A 17,642-nucleotide genomic window follows, 5' to 3' on the forward strand; every position below is an offset into this window, starting at 1 on the left:
TCGATACCGATTGGCGGAGCACCCCCCTGCTTGCGCTAATCTATGACTCGCAACGGGCGCTCGCCCCCCGGCAAGGCCGGAGGTGGGCCGTTCGATGCACCGCAGCAATCCCCTGTAGCTCAATTGGCAGAGCAGCCGGCTGTTAACCGGCAGGTTACTGGTTCGAGTCCAGTCGGGGGAGCGCGGTCCCCTGTAGCTCAATTGGCAGAGCATTCGGCTGTTAACCGGAGGGTTGCTGGTTCGAGTCCAGCCGGGGGAGCAAGCAAGAAGGGAAGAGGGCCCCCAGCGGGTCCTCTTCTTTTTTGCCCCGTCCGGGAACCGGGCAGCCCTCAGGGCGGTCTCTCTGAACAGGCGAAGCCGATCATGCGAGGCATCCGAAGCAGGAGATCGTATGAGCGGCTATGCTGCGGCAGACGGCGCGCACACGTGTACGCGCCACGCCGTGAAGGGGCGGTAGCTCAGCCGGTTAGAGCAGCGGACTCATAATCCGTCGGCCGTGGGTTCGAGTCCCACCCGCCCCACCACGGCAGAAACGTCGTGACCAGTGGAAACGCTGGTTTCACGCTAGCGGTGTCACTGGTTTCGCCACACATTCGCCACGCCGTACGATCCCACTCACGGCTTCAATCAAGACCTACGAACGACAGTCCGGAGACCTCACCTGCACCGTAGTGTGGCGGGCAGGCGGCTCCCCGGACAGGCGACTGGTGTCGTGAGGGCTTCGATGCCGAGAAGCAGGTGGAACGTTTCTGTGATCTGGGTAACGGTCACGGACAGCAATGGCCGCCGGGATGGGTGAAGGGTCAGGGCTTCATCGAGCCCAGTGAGCCGCCGGTCCCAGATGCGGAGATGTTCCCGGCCTACGCCCACACTGCCAGTGGATCTTGGACCTCCGGAACGGCTGACCAGGGCCTCTGCACCCCCCGGAGGCGAAGCGCCGCCCGTACGCAGCGAAGACGATCGCCAACCTCCACGGCCTGCTCTACAGCATCCTCCAGTCAGCCGTGGACGCCGATCCCGCACTTCGTGACTCGAATCCCGGCGCACACACCAAGCACCGCTCACGATCTCACTCGTGAGCGGCCCCTCCGCATCCCGGGGAACCTCAACCAGGTGCTTCCCTCCAAGGTATGCAGGCGGGAACGTTCCGGGATCGGCCTGCGATACCTTCACGGATGTCGAACACGGATACAACGCCACACGGCGCCTTATCCGCGCGAACATCCACAGGGGGACGGACCATGCACACCAAGTTGATCAGACTGACTGGAATCATTGCGGCTGCCGTCCTGGCGCTCGGGCTCAGTGCGACCGTGCAGGCCGCCGCAACCGGCCAGTCAGCCGAGCAGCAGATCCTCGCGGACAACAAGGGGCCGGCAACCACCAAGCCGTGAGGTCCGCGCCACCTTCCTCAATGACTGCGGCCGGCCTCCGGAATCTCCATGAGGTCGAACAACTCGGCTGCTGCCAGCTGGTTCTTCCCAGCCGTCGCGCCGTCGCCAAGTCCCTCGGCCGCTTGGGCCAGACCCAGGTACGCGGACGCCTGCTCAGAGCGGAATTGGATTGCCGAGGCGACCTCAAGCGCGTGGGCGTGCAACTCCGTCGCCGATGTGTACTGCCCTTGTGCGGTATGCAGCCGACCGAGGATGTTCTCGGCCTTCGCCTGGCGGACCGGCGTACCACCGGACCGTGCGAGGATCTGGGCACGTTCCGCGAGCTCAGACGCCGCATCACTGTCGCCGAGACGGTGCGCTGCCTCGGCGGACAGAGCCAGCACCAGGGCGACATCGCCCTGCGGCGCGCTCTCGTCACACAACTCGCGGGCCTGTCTCAGACTCGCCTCGGCATCTACGTACTGACCCATGCCCAGCTGGGCGAAAGCCAGATCGGCCAGGGCCATGGTCTCGTTGACCGGGTTCGCGGTGTCCCGCTCCAGCTCAAGGGCCCGGAGGGCGGACGCTGCAGCCTCCGGATAGCGGCCCCATCGTGCGTACAGCGAGCTGAGATTCGTCTGAGTCTCCGCTTCAGCGCGGGCAGTGCCAAGTTCCCTGGCCAGTTCGACCGCGTGCTCCAACAGGGGAAGGGCCTCGTTGTACCGCCCCAGCATCGACATGAGCAGCCCGAGAGTGGACTCACTGTTCGCCTCGGCGTCACGGTCGCCGAGGCGTACCGCGATCTCGCGTCCCTCGCGGGCGACGCTGATGCCCTCCTCGAAGTAGCCGAGCTTCCAGCAAGCGGCGCCAAGACTGGACAGGCTGATACTCAACAGGACCGGATCGTCGAGCCGGCGCGCGGCTTCGACCGCGAGGCGGCCGAGTGCTCGGAACTCTTCGAAATAACCACCCGCATTCAGATGGAAGACCAGGTCGCGGACCAGCCAGCCGGTGTGCCGGTCGTAGCCGAGCCGATCGGCCAGGTCCACGACCGCCATCAGTCGCTGATGTTCGCGACGGAACCAGAGGCTGACGATCTTCTCTTCCGCCAGTTCCGGGAGCTCTCCCTGATACCGGGGGATCCCGGTTGAGCGGGCGGTACGGCCTGGGAACAGTACGTCGCAGGCTACGTTGGTGGCTGTCAGGTAGTAGCTGAGCAACCGCTCGACGGCGTCCGCGTCGGTCTGTTCCGTCATCGGTCCGTGCTGGCTCTGGGCGAAGCTGCGCACGAGGTCGTGGAAGGTGTACTCGCCCAATCCGGGCTGTTGGAGCAGATGTACGTCGAGCAGAAGCTCCAGAATGTCCTCGGCATCCCGGACATCGGTGTCGAGCAGCGCGGCCGCCGAGTGGACGTCGATGCCATCACCAGGGTGCAACCCGAGGGCGCGGAACGCGGCGCGGTGCCTGTTGTCCATGGCCAGATATGACAACTGAAGTGTCACCGCGACGCTGCGTTCGCCTGAGCTCAGCTCGTCCATCCGGCGGCTCTCGTCCTGCAGCCGCTCGACGAGATGCCGCACGGTCCACCGGGGCCGGTTGCGCAGCCGAGCGGTGGCGATACGCAGCGCCAGGGGGAGATGGCCGCACAGCTCGGCGAGCTCGGCGGCCGCCTTTGGTTCGGCTTTCACACGGGCCGGGCCCAGTGTCCGTGCCACCAGCGTGGCACTGTCCTCGGGTGGCATCAGCCCCAGGGTGATCCACTCGATGCCGTCGAGGTCGAGCAACCGCACCCGGCTGGTGATGAGCACAAGGCAGCCGGGGGGAGCCGCCAACAGCGGCTGGATTTGAGCGGCGTCGGAGGCGTTGTCGAGTAGGAGGAGCATCCGGCGCCCCGCCAGTGCAGACCCCCATGTGGCGGTGCGGCCGGGCAGGTCCTCGGGAATGTGCTCGCTCGGCGTACCGATCGCTCGCAGCAGGATGTCCAGTGCTGTCGATGCCGAGATGGGGAGCTGCTCACCGGGGGTGAACCCGCGCAGGTCCACATAGAGCTGCCCGTCGGGGAACTCCTCGGTCAGCTGGTGAGCGGCGCGTACAGCCAATGAGGTCTTGCCCGCGCCGCCCATCCCGTCGATGGCTGCGACCCGGGCGCTGTGCTCATCTGGCATTCTCTCGGCCCGGACCCGGCTGAGCAGGATTGCCAGCTCCTTGTCCCGGCCCGTGAAATCCGGCAGTGCATACGGCAGTGTGGAAACTGGACCGCGTTGCTCAGCCGACATTCCGGAGGCAGTGGCGGGCGGCCCACCCTGCGTGGCTGTCATCTCCGGACTCTCCCGCAGGATCCCCTCGTACAGCTTGACCAGTCGAGCCCCCGGATCGATGCCGAGCTCGTCGGCGAGCAACTCGCGTACCTTCCCGTACTCCTCCAGGGCGTCCGCCTGTCGTCCCGAGCGGTACAGGGCAAGCATGAGTTGGCCGCGCAGCGTCTCACGCAAGGGGTGTGCGTCGACGAGTGCCCGCAGACTCGCGACGAGCTCGCTGCTTGCGCCGAGCTCGAGGCGCAGTTCGTGGAGCTGTTCGGCTGCGGCGAGACGGCGCTCCTCCAGCGCAGTTGCCGCGCGGCCGATCACCGGGCCGCCCTCACCCGCGAGGACGGGTCCCCGCCACAGATCGAGAGCGCCCTGCAGCTCTGCGCAGGCATCGGTTAGCCTCCCGACGCCCACGGCTTGTGCCGCTGTCTGGATCCGTGCGTTGAAATCGAGAAGATCAAGTTGGCTGACCGACGTGGTCACCCGGTAGCCCGGGCCGTCCGTGCTGATCATCTCTCTACCGGACGGCAGGCGTCGGCGGAGATCGGCGACGGCCTTGCGCACCTGGTGCGACGCAGTCGCAGGAGGGTCCTCCTCCCAGACGGCCTCAACCAGTCTGGCAATCGGTACTACCCGCCCGGGTTCGAGGAGCAGGGTGGCCAGCACTCGCTCTTGGATGGTTCCGCCGAGACGCACTCGTATGCCGCCGGCCCATACCTCAAGCGAGCCGAGTACATGGAACCGGGGTTCCTGTGCGGACGGAAACCCATCCTTTCCCGAGCCTGCGACTGTCATCGATCCTCTATCGCCCATGCAGAATACCCAAGGTCAAAGGCTTGGTTTGGGGATCATAGGCTATCTGCCGCGCCGGTCAACAGCACCTAAAGACCGTCTACGCCGTCACGAGCCTGACCGCCGAACAGGCCACCGAGGTCCACCTCGCGAAGCTGATCCGCGGCCACTGGCACATCGAAGCCCTGCACCACGTCAGGGACACCACCTTCGCCAAGGACGCCTCCCAGCTGCGGACCGGCAACGCACCGCGCGCGATGGCGACCTGGCGCAATCCGGGCCATCGGCGCCCTGAAACTCGCCGGCGTCACCAACATCGCCGCCCGTCGCAGCAATGCCCGCGACACCACCCGGCCCCTCGTCCTCCTCGGCCTCGCGTGATCACAAAACGGACGTCACGCGACTACGCCGAAGCCCTGAGTACCGGAGGGGGAACGGTTCGGGAACCACTACGGAGAACCTCGCTACATCAAGGTGACGACGCGATAAGGAAGTCCATGTTCAGTTTGAAGCGTGCCCACGCTAACGGGGACCGGTACCTTCTGCTGCTCGGTGCCGATCTGATGTTGCGTGAGCGAGCCATCGTTTCCGCCCTGCGTACCTATCCCGGCCCGGTGATCGGTATGACGGAGAATCCCGTTTCCGGCGCGAACCGGTATTTCGACCACATCCTCCCGGCCAGTAGCTACAAGGCCAAGCCCGCGCTGAAGGCAGTGGAGGAATTCGAGCGGCAGACCGGCCTGCAGCCGGACGCGGTGGTCCCCATCTACGAGATGAACCTGCACGCCTCGGTGGCGATTGCCCACCACTACGGGCTGCCGGCGCTCTCCGACGAAGCGCTCCGGCGCTCGCGGGACAAGCACACGATGAAGGTGGCGTTTGAAGAAGCCGGTGTTCCCTGCGCCCGGCACCGGTTGTTCTCCACCGCTGAGGAGCTGCGAGCAATAGCCGCGGAGCTGGAGTTCCCCCTGGTGCTGAAGCCGAGGGACTTCGCCGGGAGCGTCGGGATCATCAGGGTCAACTCGGCTGACGAACTCGACGACGCCTATGAGCACTGCCGTTCCTCGCTCATGGAGGTCGCCGGGACCTTCGATCTCACCGACGGACGCTTCCAGGTGGAGGAGTTCTTCGTCTCGACGCACGAGGTCTCCGTCGAGGTCATCAACTACGAGGGCAGCCGCGCGGTGCTGGCCGTCACCGACAAGAGCAAGAGCGCACCCCCGTACTTCGCCGAGACCGGCCAGCTGGTGCCGAGCCGGGAGAGCGACAACGCAGCACTGCGCGAGATCGCGCTCAAGGCATGCGAGGCGCTCCACATCGACCGCGGCATCGCCCACGTCGAGATCCTGGTCAACGGGGACGAGTTGAGCGTGGTCGAGGTCGGGGCCCGTCCTGGCGGCGACGGCATCATGGACCTTATCGATCGGGTCTACGGCTTCAGCCCGTACGACCTGCACATCGCGGCGTACCGCCGGACGATCGAACAGCTGCCGCCGATCCCCGACACGCCACAGGGGATCGCGGCGACCGGCTTCCTCAAGGCCGCCGGCGGCACGATCACCGGTGTACACCAGCCGCAGGGGTTTGATCCGGTCGAGCGCGCGCTCTATGTGACGGCGAAGCCCGGCGACCACTCCCGCCCGCCGACCTCCTACCTGGGGCGCGAGGGCGTCATCGAGTGCTTCGAGCACGGGCGCGGTCCTGGTGACTCCCAGGAATTCCAGGCGCGGGTGGCGGAGCTGGCGGCGGCACACAGCCAGAACCTCTTCAGCGTTGAACCGTGATTGCGGAAAGCAGAGCGGCACGGCTCATCGGGATTGTGCGCGACCCGCTCCACCTCGCATTCGTCGTCCCTCTCGACCAGGGCATCAAGCAGTCAAACCAAGCTCCTGAGTGGGGCGAAAGGAATTCGTCGTGAGTGCGTCCGTTGTCACCAGTCTTCCGGGGCCCGCTTCGCGGCGGTTGCTGGAGCAGCAGGAGCGGGATGAGTCCTCGGCCCGTACCTATCCGCGGCACACGCCGATCGCGGTCGCCGGCGGAGAGGGTTCCTATCTGCACGACGTCGACGGAAACCAGTTTCTCGACTTTCTGTCCGGGGCCGGCGTGCTTGCTCTCGGCCACAGCAATCCCGAGCTGATCGCCGCCGCACAGGCTCAGCTGAATGTCGCTTCCCACATGCTCGACTTCCCCACCGAGGCGAAGTCGGAGTTCTCCACCCGGCTCCTTGGGATGCTGCCCGAGGCAATGCGGGACCGAATGAAGATTCACTTCTGCGGGCCGACCGGTGCGGACGGAATCGATGCCGCGCTGAAGCTCTGCAAGACCGCGACCGGGCGGGCAGATGTGGTCTCGTTCCACGGCGGCTTTCACGGCAGCACGCAGAGCACGCTCGCGATCACCGGGCTGCGTGGCTCAAAGGAACACCTGCACAATCTGATGCCCGGTACGACGTTCTTCCCGTACTCGTACTGCTTCAAGTGCCCGCTGTCTCTGAACCCGGACAGCTGCCAGGTCAACTGCGTGCGCTACCTCGAGAATCTGCTGGCTGATCCGAACGGCGGTGTACGCCTCCCGGCCGCTGTGGTGCTCGAGATGGTCCAGGGCGAAGGCGGGGTGGTCCCGGCCCGGGCCGAGTTCGTCACTGAGCTTCGCCGGATCACGCGCGAGCGGAACATCCCGCTGGTGGTCGACGAAGTGCAGACCGGCTGCGGGCGGACAGGTACGTGGTACGCCTTCGAGCAGTACGGGATCGAGCCCGACGTCATCGTCTCGTCCAAGGCCCTGGGCGGCGGCCACCCGGCTTCGGTGATCATCTACGACGAGCGGCTGGACGGCTGGGCGCCCGGCGCGCACACCGGAACCTTCCGCGGTAACCAGCTCGCCTTCGCCGCGGGTGCCGCCTTCATGCGGATCGTCGAGCGCGATGGGGTGCTGGCGCATGTGCGCGAGATCGGGGAGTTCCTCCGTTCGGGACTGGATGCGCTGCAGCTGAACCCCGCCATCGGCCCCATGATCGGCGAGGTCCGGGGGCGCGGGCTGATGCTCGGTGTCGAGCTGAACCCGGTCGGCAGCTGGACCGCGAGCGAAGTCGCCGGCCGGGTCCGGAAGGCCGCGCTCCGCCGGGGGCTGCTCTTTGAGCTCGCAGGACGGGACGACTGTGTCGCCCGGTTCCTGCCGCCCCTGAACCTCAGCCGCGAGGAAGCTCAGGAGGCCCTGGACATCCTGGGCGCGGCCTTCGCCGAAGTGAGCGCCGAAGCGCTCGATGCCCACGTCAGCCGCCAAGACGGTAGTCACGAGCAGGAAGGGATCCGCGCATGACGGAAACATCCTCAGTACGTTCGGAAGAGATCAGAGCTTCCTATCAGCGCTTCCCCCGGTGGACGCAACACGGTTGGACGTGGATCACCGGTAAGGCGCTTCCCGGCCAGCAGCCACTGGTTCGCCTGAACCCTGTCACCTACCTGCTCTGCGACCTCGTCGCACTCGCGGCCGGTATCGGCAGTGCCTGGTGGATCGTCGCACGGGGTCCGCTCTGGACGCTCGTCCTGCTGCCCTTGTCCTGGGCCCTCACCGCGTCCGCGGCGAGAGTGTGCTCGACGGTGATTGCGCACCACGCCATCCACACCCGTTTCACCGGTCGGATACGGCAGGACCGACTGATCCACCAAGTGCTGTCCACGCTCGTCTGCACCGACGACGCGGATCAGTACTACGAGGACCACGTCAATCTCCACCATCGCAAGGAAACCTTCGCGACCCTCGCCGATCCCACCATCCAGCACCTGCTCATGCTCGGTTTCCGGCCCGGGATGTCCACCCAGGCCTTGAGGCGCCGGCTGGCCCTGATGATCGTGTCCCCGCGGTTTCATGCCGAGTTCCTGTACACCCGGCTGGCCCAGAACCTCGTCCGCTGTGCGCCGTACCGACGAGTCATGGGGTTCGCCTACCTGGCCGGCGTTTTCGGCCTGGTGACCTGGCAAGGCGTGTGGTGGGAGTTCACCGTCGCCGTGCTCGTACCGATGATCCCGCTCTACCAGATCGTCGCGCTGCTGGAGTTCCTCAGCGAGCACGCCTGGTTCAAGGCCAAGGACGGCAGCCTGAGCGGCCGGGCCTTCCATGTGTCGCATTCCTGGGGACGGTTCTGCGGTGATCCGCTGCCGCCGACGGGCCTTGGCCGGTACGCCGCGTTCCGCGCCTGGTTCCGATGGAGCGCCCGCCTCGTCGGCTACCACATCCCGGCTCGGCTCCTCGTCGTACCCGGCGATCTCGCTCAGCATGACTTCCACCACCGGCGGCCCTCGACCCGAGAGTGGGTACGCGCGGCCTACGCCCGTCAGCACGACATCGACGCTGGACACCCCAAGTGGCCCGCGTACACCGACGTCTGGGGCATGGGCGATGCCATCGGCCGGGTGTTCACGATTCTGAGCCAGGAGAAGCCCACCGAATGGGGGCTCGGCGGCGAGAAGAGGCGCACGTCCGAGGGCACGCAGGCAGCGGTCTCGTCGTCGAGGATGGTGAACGATGCCGCGTAACTCCGAGCACCTGCGTGTCGTCAAGTTCGGTGGATCGTCCTTCCTGGAGCTGGCGGACTACGCCCGGGTCGCTGCTCATCTGATCGAGATGACCAACGATGGCGACACCGGGGTGATCGCCGTAGTGAGCGGGATGTCCGGCTCCACCGGACGTCTGCTTGAGGCGGCGTTGGCGGTTGATCCGGACCTGAAGCCGGAGGTGCAGGACCAGGCGCTGGCCACCGCCGAAATGCTGAGCGCCACTCTGCTCCGGGCCGCCCTGCACGCACAGGGGAGTACGGCGATCGATCTCTGGGCGCACCAGCTGGGCATCGTCGGTGATGACACCGCCACCCGATCGAAGATCGTCACGATCGACCCCGCGCCCGTGCTCAAGGCGCTGACCGAGCATCAGGTCGTCGTGCTGGCCGGCGGCCAGGCGGTACGGCCCGATGGCCGCATCACCATGCTCGGCCGCAACAGCTCGGACCTCACCGCGGTCGCCATCGCCGGGGCACTCGGCGTCACCGAGTGTGAGATCTACTCCGATGTCCCCGGTGTGTACACCACCGACCCCTACACCGAACCCGCGGCTCGGCTGATGCCGGAGCTGTCCTATGCGCAGTGCGAAGCGATGTCGGACAGCGGGGCCAAGGTCCTGTTCGGCGGGTCGGTGGCGGCGGCCAGGCGGTACGGCGTCGCCATCGCGTGCCGGTCCCTGGGCGACGACCGAGGAACCGTCGTGGGTCCGGGGACGGGCACGACCACGGTGGTCGGTGACCGGAAGGCCCAGGTCTTCCGGCTCGCAACCGGTGTCGATCCCGACCAGGTCGCCACGCTGATGCGGGAGACGGGACTCGTCTCCGTGGCAGTGCCCTCCGACGAGCCCGTCCTGGCGTTCACAGGTGACCAGCGTGGTGTGGCCGAAGCCCTGGCCGGCGCCGGGGTAACGGCCGAGGCCGTGCACGGAACCGGGTTGATGTCGGTCGTCGAACCGGACGGCACCGCCCGGCGGTGGTTGGTCCCCCTGGACGAGGTGGACGCCCAAGTCCGGCGCGAACACGCGCTGCTGGATCAGCAGCCCGGTTCCACAGCTCCGGCGCGCCTCGCACCGAAGACCCGCTCGGCCAACAGCGGGCTGCTCATCGGTTCCGCCGGAACCAACTCGTAAACCTTCCGGAATGAGGAGAACAACAGTGGAACCGCTGCGCATTCATTGGGACGTACCGACGGACGGGGGCGGCCAGGCCAAGCCCACGGAAAAGTACAAGCTGGGCGCCCTGGACATGGGCGAGATCACCGACTTCGTCAAGGAGGCCGAGGAACTCGGCGTTGACAGCCTCCTGTTCGGGATCGGGCACTACCTGCCGGATCCCGTGCCGATCATCGCGGCCCTCACCCAGCAGACCGAGCGGGTCAAGTTCATGCTCGCGTACCGCCCGGGGCTCCTTTCGCCGACGCTCTTCACGCAGATCGTCAACACCCTTTCCTGGATGTCCGACGACCGCCTCTCCCTCAATGTGGTCGCCGGGATCTCGGTGGCCGAGCAGGCCGGCTACGGTGATTTCCTGGCCCACGACCAGCGGTACGCCAGGTCGGGTGAGTTCCTGCACATCCTCCGGGAATTCTGGGAGGGCGAGGTCCCGCAGACCTTTGACGGGCAGCACTACTCGATCAAGGACGCGGAACTGCATCTCGGCTACAAGGGCGGCAAGCGTCCGGAGATCTACATCAGCGGTGCCTCGGAGGTGGCGCAGCAGACCGCCCTCAGCTATGGCGATTGCTGGATGCGTTACGGCGACACCCCGGAAGGGATGCGGCAGGCAAGCCTGCCGTTGATCGAGGGGGGCTGCCGGGTCGGCACCCGGATGCATGTGCTCGCCCGGGAGACTCGCGAGGAGGCGCTGGCCGAACTCGCCGAGCTGATGGGCGATCCCGACGCCGAACACGAGGCGTGGATCCGCGAATTCGTCAAGAACGTGGACTCCGAAGCGGTGAAGTCCTCCTTCCGGCTCGCCGATCAGGCTTCCGGAAAGTGGCTCTCGCCCTACATCTACACCGGCGCCGTCCCCTACCGCGGAGGCCCGGCGCTGTGCCTGGTCGGTAGCTACCAGGAGGTGGCCGACTACCTCTTCCAGTACAAGCTCGCCGGCATCAGCGAGTTCATCTTCTCCGGCTGGCCGACCCGGCCGGAAATGAGGACCTTCTTCACCCACGTGGTGCCCCTCATCCGTGAGCTGGAGCGTGACGCGCAGCCGCAGTCATGACTGCTCGCTCAAGCCCGCTGAACTCAACTCACTGAAAGACGGATCCCCATGCACATCGTGATTCTCAACCGCTGGCCCAGGTTCTCCGACGAACGGCGCTGGGACAACGAACTTGAGCGATTCGAGGATCTCGACCACGACCGGCACCAGATCAGCTATGTGGTCGACGCAGAAGGGGCTACCGGAGTCCTTGCCGATCGTTCGCACATCGCGGATTTCGTCATTCTCGAGGATCTGACAGATCTCGACGCGGTGTGTGCCGCCGTACGGGGAATAGCCGACCGCGTCGGACCTGTCGATCAGCTGGTGGCGTTCTCGGAGTACCTGCTGGATGTGGCTGCCCAGGTCCGCGAGGAACTGGAGATCCCCGGTCCGCGCCCGGCGGAGGTCGATACCTATCGAAACAAGCTGACCATGAAGCAGCTCCTCGCCGACGCGGGTGTACGGGTGCCTCGGTTCGCCCCTTGCGCGGATGTGGAGACGACCACGCGGAGCGCCCGGGACATCGGCTATCCCCTGATCCTCAAGCCGGTCGCCGGGGCGGCCAGCAAGGGCGTACACCGCGTGGCGGACGAAGCGTCGCTCCGGTCGTGGCTGGCGAGCATCGACAGTGCCGACTACCAGATCGAAGAACTGATCGATGGGACCGTCTACCACGTGGACGGATTCGCCGACCACGAGTCGCGGGTGCCCTTCCAGGTGGTGTCCCGGTACATCAACGACTGCCTTGCGTTCGAGACGTCGGGAGAACCCCTCGGTTCGGTGGTCGTGCAGGAATCGGCGCTGAGGGCGAGAGTCGAAGAGTTCGCCCGGGTCTGTGTCGCCGCGCTCAACATGAGGTCGATGGCGATTCACCTGGAACTCTTCGTGACCCAGGACGAAGAGATCGTCTTCCTGGAGATCGCCGGGCGTGTCGGCGGTGCCGAGGTGCCGCATCTCATCAACCGGATCTTCGGCGTCAACCTGAGCTGGGTCTGGCTGCAGGCGATCTGCGGAGAGCCCGTTTCCCTCCCGGCCAAGACGTCGGACCCGTCCGGTGGCTGGCTGATCATTCCCAAGCCCGACCAGCTTCCTGCCAAGGTGCTCCACCGCACCTCGATGCGGTCCTCGGTCCCGACGGTCTGGCGCGAACTCGTGCCCAGCCCGGGGGAGGTGCTGGACCCGGACGGCAGTTATGACGCCATCCACAGCGGGCGGTACATCCTCGTCGGGGACGAAGCACAAGTCGAAGCGGATATTCAGCACATCATTGAAAACTTCCGCATTGAGACCAGTTTGCTTCCGGTGTGAAGGGGAGAGAGATGTCGTCGTCAGTAAAGACCGTCACGCCGATTCCGCCGGTGTCGAAGCGCGCCAACCGGCAACGCCCCCTCTTCCTGACCGGGGTCTTGCTGGGTGCTGTGGCAGAACAGGTCGTGCTCTTCGCCCTTCCCCTGCTCATCTTCCAGAAGACAAACGATGTTTCTCTCCTGGGCCTCGCCTATGCCATTGAATGGCTTCCGGCGTTGTTGGCATATCCGTTCGCGGGGTTGATAGCCGACCGGGACGGGGGTCCCCGGCTGTTCTCTGTCGTCACCGCCGGCCGGTCGGTCGTTCTCGTCCTCGCTCTGGCCGGCTGCCTGCTGCTGTCGGACTGGCAAACGCCGATCCTGATGTCCTGCGGAGCGCTCCTCGCCCTGCTCCTGGCGCCGGTTCACATGGCGATCGAGAAGGTCGTGCCACAAGTGGCCACGGGCGAAGACCTGCCGAAAACGCAGGGGCTGGTCCAGAGCATGGAGGTTTCGGCGATGGCCGTCGGCCCCGCGCTCGCGCTGCTGGGTGCGATGTTCCTTGACAAGACCATGCTCCTCGGCGTTGCCGCAGCGGTGTTCATGGCCGCTGCCTGCTGCTGGCTGCCGATAACCCGCGGACCGAGGGCCGCGAAGCCCGGCACCGCGAGGGAAACCATGGCCGAGCTCAGCCTGGGCTGGAAGCTTCTGGCCAGGAGCAAGCCGTTGGTCCTGCTGGCCGGTCTGAACTTCTCGATCAACCTGGTCTTCGGCACGGCGCTCAGCGCCAATGCGGCGTTGGTGACCGATGTGTTCGACGGCCCGGAATCGGCATTCGCTCTCCTGAATGTCTGTATCGGCGTGGTGGGGTTGGCCAACCTGCTGGTCATCCCGTTCCTGCTGCGCTTCTTCGACGTCAGGGTGATCGGGGCGGTCGGACTCGCCATCCTGTGTGCCTGTCTGGTGGTGCTCGGCTTCGCGCCGTCGCTGCTGATCTACGGTCCGGCTTTCGTCGTGGCGATGGTCGGGGTGACCTACTTCAACGTCTACAACCGCACCCAGCGGATCAGGGTGATCGCGCCGGAGCATCTGGGCAAGGTCATGGGGCCGTTCTACATGATCAATCTCCTGGCGGCACCGCTCGGTGGACTGCTGCTGGCCGGCCTCGGCACCAGTCTCGGGCCGCAGTGGCTTATCGCGATTTCCGCGATCGCGCTGAGTGGAGTTGCCGCCGTCCTGCTCCCGCTGACGATGCGTGCCTTCCACCGCGCATTGAACAGTTAGGCAACGTCCAGCCGCTGGCTGCAGCCATCAATTCGCACTTTCCGCATAAGAGGAAGTCCGTAACATGAGCATTGGGGAAGGCAGAGCCTTTCGCTGCCTGCTGACCACTGTCGAATCCGACTCCCATTTCTGGAACCTCATCTATATGGAGAAGTTCATCGCTGAGAATGGCGGAGAGGTTCGCAATCTAGGCGGCTGCACGCCCGCGGATCTGGTCGTCAAGGAGGTCAACGACTTTCAGCCGGATCTGCTGGTGGTTTCCAGCGTCAACGGTCATGGCTACTACGGCACCAGCGTCGTGCTGACGGAGCTCAAGCGAGCCGGCATCAACGTTCCTTGTGTCGCGGGCGGCAAACTCACCACTGCACCGTCAGACAATGATCGAGTGCGCCGGGAATTGCTCTCCCAGGGTTGCACCGACGTCTTCCTGGGTGAGAATGCCGTCGATCGCTTCCAGGAATTCCTGGCTTTCGGCGTCCGTTACGGGTTCGCTGCCTGGCAGCCCAGCATGCCGGTGGTCGCACCGTGGGACGGGCGCGTCGCTAGCCTGTCGGGGGCCCAGTAGCATGTCCGGCTACATGGATCGGTTCATTGCCGACGCCCGCCGACGTGAAACCCTGGTGGTGCAGCCCCGAATGGGGTTCGGCAACATCGCTGCGATGCGCGCGGGCCTGCGCGACGTACATGACCTCGATATCCCGGTCGTCGGGACCATCACCGTCGACAGTTATACCCGCGTCGGCGACCATGTGAGCTCAATCGAGCGGCTGAAGGCGGGGGAGGAACTCAACGGGTACCCCATCGTCTCCCACCCGATGGACAAAACCCGGGAAATGCTCGCCGGATTGTACGGGCCCGGGTTTCCCATTCAAGTCCGGCACGGCACTGCCCTGCCGTTGCGGGTGATCGAGAGCCTGGTGCACGCCGGCCTGGACACGACGGAAGGCGGGCCGGTCTCCTACTGCTTGCCGTACAGCCGTCTCCCGCTTGAGCAGGCGGTATCGGCGTGGGCCGAGAGTTGCCGCTACCTCGTCGGCGAGGTGGAGCACGGGCATATCGAGAGCTTCGGAGGGTGCCTGCTGGGACAGTTGTGCCCGCCGTCGCTGCTGATCGCCATGACGGTGCTCGAAGGACTGTTCTTCGCACAGCACGGCGTGCGGTCCATGTCGCTGAGCTACGCCCAGGGGACGCACGACGATCAGGACAGAGCGGCTGTGCGCGTGCTGCGGGCATTGGCGCAGGAATATCTTCCTTCGGTCACGTGGCATGTCGTCCTCTACACCTACATGGGGCTGTTTCCGAGTACTCCTGATGGTGCCACGGAACTGATTCGCAGCAGTGCGCGGCTAGCCCGTGACACGCGCTGTGAACGCCTCATCGTGAAAACGGTGTCCGAGGCGTGGCAAATACCGAGCGTGGCAGAAAACCTGGACGCGCTGCGGGTGGCATCCGCTGCCGCCGGTGGGCCGCGGGTAGCTGCCGGCCCGCAGGAGAAGGAATACTTCGATGAAATCATGGAAGAAGCCCGATGCCTGATTGAAGAAGTCCTCAATCTGGACCCCGATGTTGGCGCGGCGCTCACCCGCGCATTCGCGCTGGGATTGCTCGACATTCCCTTTTGCCTGCACGCCGATAACCAGAACAGAACAACGTGTGTTCTGGACGATCAGGGTGCTCTCAAATGGGGCGACATTGGGAATCTACCATTCCGGGGATCGGTGCGGCAGAATGCGATGGGGCAGCTCCATTCGAGCGAGCTCTACCGTATGTTGAATCATGTCGCCCATCGCTATGACCACGGTCAGCCAAACAGAGAGAAGGGCGATGATGGAAAGTTCTGACCGCTTCAGGGAACTCTTCGGTTCCTTTCCCACCCCGGTCGCAATCGTGACTGCGATGGGTGCGGACGGCACCCCGTTCGGTTTCACCAGCAATGCGGTGTGCGCGGTGTCGGCAGCGACGCCATCGCTACTGATTTCGGTGGGTGCGGGCTCGCGGACGCTGCCGGCGATCGTCGCCTCGCAGGCGTTCGCGGTGAACTTCCTTTCAGTGGAAGGCCAGGCGGCATCGGAGCTGTTCGCGAGCAAGGCGACCGACAAGTTCGCGCACGTGGATTGGGAGCCCTCCGCCCTCGCGGCAGGGGCACCGCTCCTGACAGATATCGCCCTGAGCTACGCCGAGTGCCGGATCGTCAGCACCACCCGTGCTGACGACCATTGGCTCTTCACCGCCCGGGTGGAAGGCACCGCTGTCTTTCCCCGCGTCCCACTGTTGTACCGCCGCGGCGAATACAGCGCCTGGTCATCGCACCATGACGCGTCGCTGCCCGTATTGGAGGGAGCCCTGTGAAGAAGCTCATGCTGATCGGGGTCGGCCAGATGGGTCGGCCGTACGTCGCCGCCGCAGGTCGACTCGGGGTGAGCGTCCATGCCGTCGAGGCGGCCTCCCGTGCCGATCAGGTGACGGGTACGGCGAGTGTGGCGCAGGCCCGGGGCGAGCTCGACGAGCACTGGATGGAGGGCGCCTGCCTCGCCCTTGAAGACGGCCCGTTCGACGGCGTCATCGCCTTCAACGAGCCCCAGGTCATCGTCGCGGCCATGCTCCAGGATCGGTTCGGTCTCCCTGGGCCGTCCTTGCACGCCGCGACGGCTTCTCGGAACAAGGCGCTGCAGAGGGCGCTGTTCACCGCAGCCGGGATCACTCAGCCGGCGTACACCGTGACCGACTCCCTCGCCGAGGAGATGGACTGGGCCGCCGAGCGCTGGCCGGTGATCGTCAAGCCGCTGTCCTCCGCCGGCAGCGACGGTGTGGAACTGGTGACCGATGCCGAGAGCTTCCGTGCCGTGGCGGAGGCCCGCGCCGGTGAGCGGGTCATCGTGGAGGAGGCGATCGACGGCCCTGAGTACAGCTGGGAGGCACTGGTCCGCGACGGCGAGGTGTGGTTTTCCAACATCACCGCCAAGGAGACCACCGGGCCGCCCCAGTTTGTCGAGGTGGGTCATCGCACCGGCGTACACCTGCCGGAACCGAGTGCCAAGCAGGTAGCCGATACCGGTGCCCGGGTGCTGCGCGCGTTGGGGATGCGGACCGGCTTGGTGCACATGGAGTTTCGCCTCTCCGCCGCTGGGCCGGTTCCCATCGAGGTTGCGGTCCGAACTCCGGGCGACTATCTGATGGACCTCCTTGGTGCCACGTACGGCATCGACTGGTACGAGATGGTGGTCCGGATGGCGGTGGGGATGCCGCTGCCCCAACCGCCAGTCGGCCCGTTCCGGCATGCCGCCAGCATCTTCACCATCTCGGAACCGGGTGTAGTGCAGGACATCTCCGGTCTGGACGCGGTGCGAAGTCACCCGTCGGTGCTCCAGGCGGGCGTGGAGGTCGAGCCCGGGGACACGGTCCTGGCGGTGCGGAGTTCGGGTCATCGGACGGGCGAGATCGTGCTGGCCGCTCCGTCTGCCCCCGAGCTCGAGAGTGCCATCACGTTCGTCCAGCAGACACTGGTCGTCACCACCATTTCGCCGCATTCCACGTAGACCAACAGCGCTGTAAACAACGTGGAACCCTGTATGGCTGAAAGGCTTCCCCATGCTGATGTCAAGCCGCAGTTGTAACAGACGGTGCGGCTTGATGGCATGCTCCGTCGCGAATCACGGCCCACAGGACATTGACCCGCCGACGCGCAAGCGCCGGCAGCGCTTGTTTGTGGCCCTTCCCCTCGGCGCGTTTGCGTAGGTAGTACGCCTTCGAGGCCGGGCAGCTCTTTGCGTCCGTCTTGCCTTCGCCCCGGTAGGAGGCCGACGCGCGGTGCACGGTCAGGCCGGTGATGTAGACCATC

The 17,642-nt window shown here is 65.7% G+C and carries 13 protein-coding genes, 3 tRNA genes and 1 pseudogene; 15 read left to right on the forward strand and 2 right to left on the reverse strand.

Going from position 1 to position 17,642, the window contains the following annotated elements; genetic code table 11:
• Positions 1-108 precede the first annotated feature (108 nt).
• From AB0O21_RS22050 to AB0O21_RS22065, 4 genes are all read left to right on the forward strand, one after another.
• Positions 109-181: transfer RNA gene (locus AB0O21_RS22050), tRNA-Asn, on the forward strand.
• A gap of 5 nt (positions 182-186) precedes the next feature.
• Positions 187-259: transfer RNA gene (locus tag AB0O21_RS22055), tRNA-Asn, on the forward strand.
• A 188-nt stretch (positions 260-447) separates the two neighbouring features.
• A tRNA-Ile gene (locus AB0O21_RS22060) sits at positions 448-524 on the forward strand.
• 717 nt (positions 525-1,241) lie between these two features.
• On the forward strand, positions 1,242-1,394 hold the full coding sequence (locus AB0O21_RS22065) for a hypothetical protein (protein ID WP_361752619.1): 153 nt from the start codon (positions 1,242-1,244) through the stop codon (positions 1,392-1,394).
• Positions 1,395-1,411: 17 nt separating this feature from the next.
• On the opposite strand, the gene AB0O21_RS22070 is transcribed toward AB0O21_RS22065, so the two are convergent.
• Complete coding sequence (locus tag AB0O21_RS22070) at positions 1,412-4,345, reverse strand: BTAD domain-containing putative transcriptional regulator (RefSeq protein WP_365172933.1); 2,934 nt, start codon at positions 4,343-4,345, stop codon at positions 1,412-1,414.
• A 749-nt stretch (positions 4,346-5,094) separates the two neighbouring features.
• Here AB0O21_RS22070 and AB0O21_RS22075 point away from each other — a divergent pair.
• From AB0O21_RS22075 to AB0O21_RS22125, 11 genes are all read left to right on the forward strand, one after another.
• Complete coding sequence (locus tag AB0O21_RS22075; RefSeq protein WP_365172934.1) at positions 5,095-6,255, forward strand: ATP-grasp domain-containing protein; 1,161 nt, start codon at positions 5,095-5,097, stop codon at positions 6,253-6,255.
• 130 nt (positions 6,256-6,385) lie between these two features.
• The gene (locus tag AB0O21_RS22080; RefSeq protein WP_365172935.1) at positions 6,386-7,789 is read left to right on the forward strand and encodes a diaminobutyrate--2-oxoglutarate transaminase family protein; all 1,404 of its coding nucleotides are present in this window, start codon (positions 6,386-6,388) and stop codon (positions 7,787-7,789) included.
• Positions 7,786-9,006 carry a hypothetical protein gene (locus AB0O21_RS22085; RefSeq protein ID WP_365172937.1) on the forward strand — a complete coding sequence of 407 codons (1,221 nt, stop codon included), beginning with the start codon at positions 7,786-7,788 and terminating at the stop codon, positions 9,004-9,006. Before AB0O21_RS22080 ends, AB0O21_RS22085 begins: the two co-directional genes overlap by 4 nt.
• Complete coding sequence (locus tag AB0O21_RS22090; protein WP_365172938.1) at positions 8,996-10,156, forward strand: hypothetical protein; 1,161 nt, start codon at positions 8,996-8,998, stop codon at positions 10,154-10,156. The genes AB0O21_RS22085 and AB0O21_RS22090 overlap by 11 nt, the downstream gene beginning before the upstream one ends.
• Positions 10,157-10,181: 25 nt before the next feature.
• Complete coding sequence (locus AB0O21_RS22095; protein WP_365172939.1) at positions 10,182-11,252, forward strand: LLM class flavin-dependent oxidoreductase; 1,071 nt, start codon at positions 10,182-10,184, stop codon at positions 11,250-11,252.
• 48 nt (positions 11,253-11,300) lie between these two features.
• The gene (locus AB0O21_RS22100; RefSeq protein WP_365172941.1) at positions 11,301-12,542 is read left to right on the forward strand and encodes an ATP-grasp domain-containing protein; all 1,242 of its coding nucleotides are present in this window, start codon (positions 11,301-11,303) and stop codon (positions 12,540-12,542) included.
• A gap of 11 nt (positions 12,543-12,553) precedes the next feature.
• Complete coding sequence (locus AB0O21_RS22105; RefSeq protein ID WP_365172942.1) at positions 12,554-13,804, forward strand: MFS transporter; 1,251 nt, start codon at positions 12,554-12,556, stop codon at positions 13,802-13,804.
• A gap of 64 nt (positions 13,805-13,868) precedes the next feature.
• Positions 13,869-14,369 (forward strand): cobalamin-dependent protein, encoded by a 501-nt coding sequence (locus AB0O21_RS22110; RefSeq protein WP_361752631.1) that lies wholly within the window; start codon positions 13,869-13,871, stop codon positions 14,367-14,369.
• 13 nt (positions 14,370-14,382) lie between these two features.
• Positions 14,383-15,645, forward strand: coding sequence for a methylaspartate mutase (locus AB0O21_RS22115; protein ID WP_365172944.1), 1,263 nt, complete (start codon positions 14,383-14,385; stop codon positions 15,643-15,645).
• Positions 15,596-16,153 carry a flavin reductase family protein gene (locus tag AB0O21_RS22120; protein ID WP_365172945.1) on the forward strand — a complete coding sequence of 186 codons (558 nt, stop codon included), beginning with the start codon at positions 15,596-15,598 and terminating at the stop codon, positions 16,151-16,153. Before AB0O21_RS22115 ends, AB0O21_RS22120 begins: the two co-directional genes overlap by 50 nt.
• The gene (locus AB0O21_RS22125) at positions 16,150-17,340 is read left to right on the forward strand and encodes an ATP-grasp domain-containing protein (protein ID WP_365172946.1); all 1,191 of its coding nucleotides are present in this window, start codon (positions 16,150-16,152) and stop codon (positions 17,338-17,340) included. The genes AB0O21_RS22120 and AB0O21_RS22125 overlap by 4 nt, the downstream gene beginning before the upstream one ends.
• A gap of 61 nt (positions 17,341-17,401) precedes the next feature.
• On the opposite strand, the pseudogene AB0O21_RS22130 reads toward AB0O21_RS22125, so the two are convergent.
• Positions 17,402-17,560: pseudogene (locus tag AB0O21_RS22130) on the reverse strand (IS110 family transposase); the annotation flags it as partial.
• Positions 17,561-17,642 lie beyond the last annotated feature (82 nt).

It is taken from the genome of Streptomyces sp. NPDC091371, from assembly GCF_040684275.1.
GTDB lineage: Bacteria > Actinomycetota > Actinomycetes > Streptomycetales > Streptomycetaceae > Streptomyces.

Excerpts from the sequence above, each read along its gene's own strand:
- AB0O21_RS22065 (WP_361752619.1), top strand. The coding sequence starts at position 1,242 with ATGCACACCAAGTTGATCAGACTGACTGGAATCATTGCGGCTGCCGTC.
- AB0O21_RS22075 (WP_365172934.1), top strand. The coding sequence starts at position 5,095 with ATGACGGAGAATCCCGTTTCCGGCGCGAACCGGTATTTCGACCACATC.
- AB0O21_RS22085 (WP_365172937.1), top strand. The coding sequence starts at position 7,786 with ATGACGGAAACATCCTCAGTACGTTCGGAAGAGATCAGAGCTTCCTAT.
- AB0O21_RS22090 (WP_365172938.1), top strand. The coding sequence starts at position 8,996 with ATGCCGCGTAACTCCGAGCACCTGCGTGTCGTCAAGTTCGGTGGATCG.
- AB0O21_RS22100 (WP_365172941.1), top strand. The coding sequence starts at position 11,301 with ATGCACATCGTGATTCTCAACCGCTGGCCCAGGTTCTCCGACGAACGG.
- AB0O21_RS22105 (WP_365172942.1), top strand. The coding sequence starts at position 12,554 with ATGTCGTCGTCAGTAAAGACCGTCACGCCGATTCCGCCGGTGTCGAAG.
- AB0O21_RS22110 (WP_361752631.1), top strand. The coding sequence starts at position 13,869 with ATGAGCATTGGGGAAGGCAGAGCCTTTCGCTGCCTGCTGACCACTGTC.
- AB0O21_RS22115 (WP_365172944.1), top strand. The coding sequence starts at position 14,383 with ATGGATCGGTTCATTGCCGACGCCCGCCGACGTGAAACCCTGGTGGTG.
- AB0O21_RS22120 (WP_365172945.1), top strand. The coding sequence starts at position 15,596 with ATGACCACGGTCAGCCAAACAGAGAGAAGGGCGATGATGGAAAGTTCT.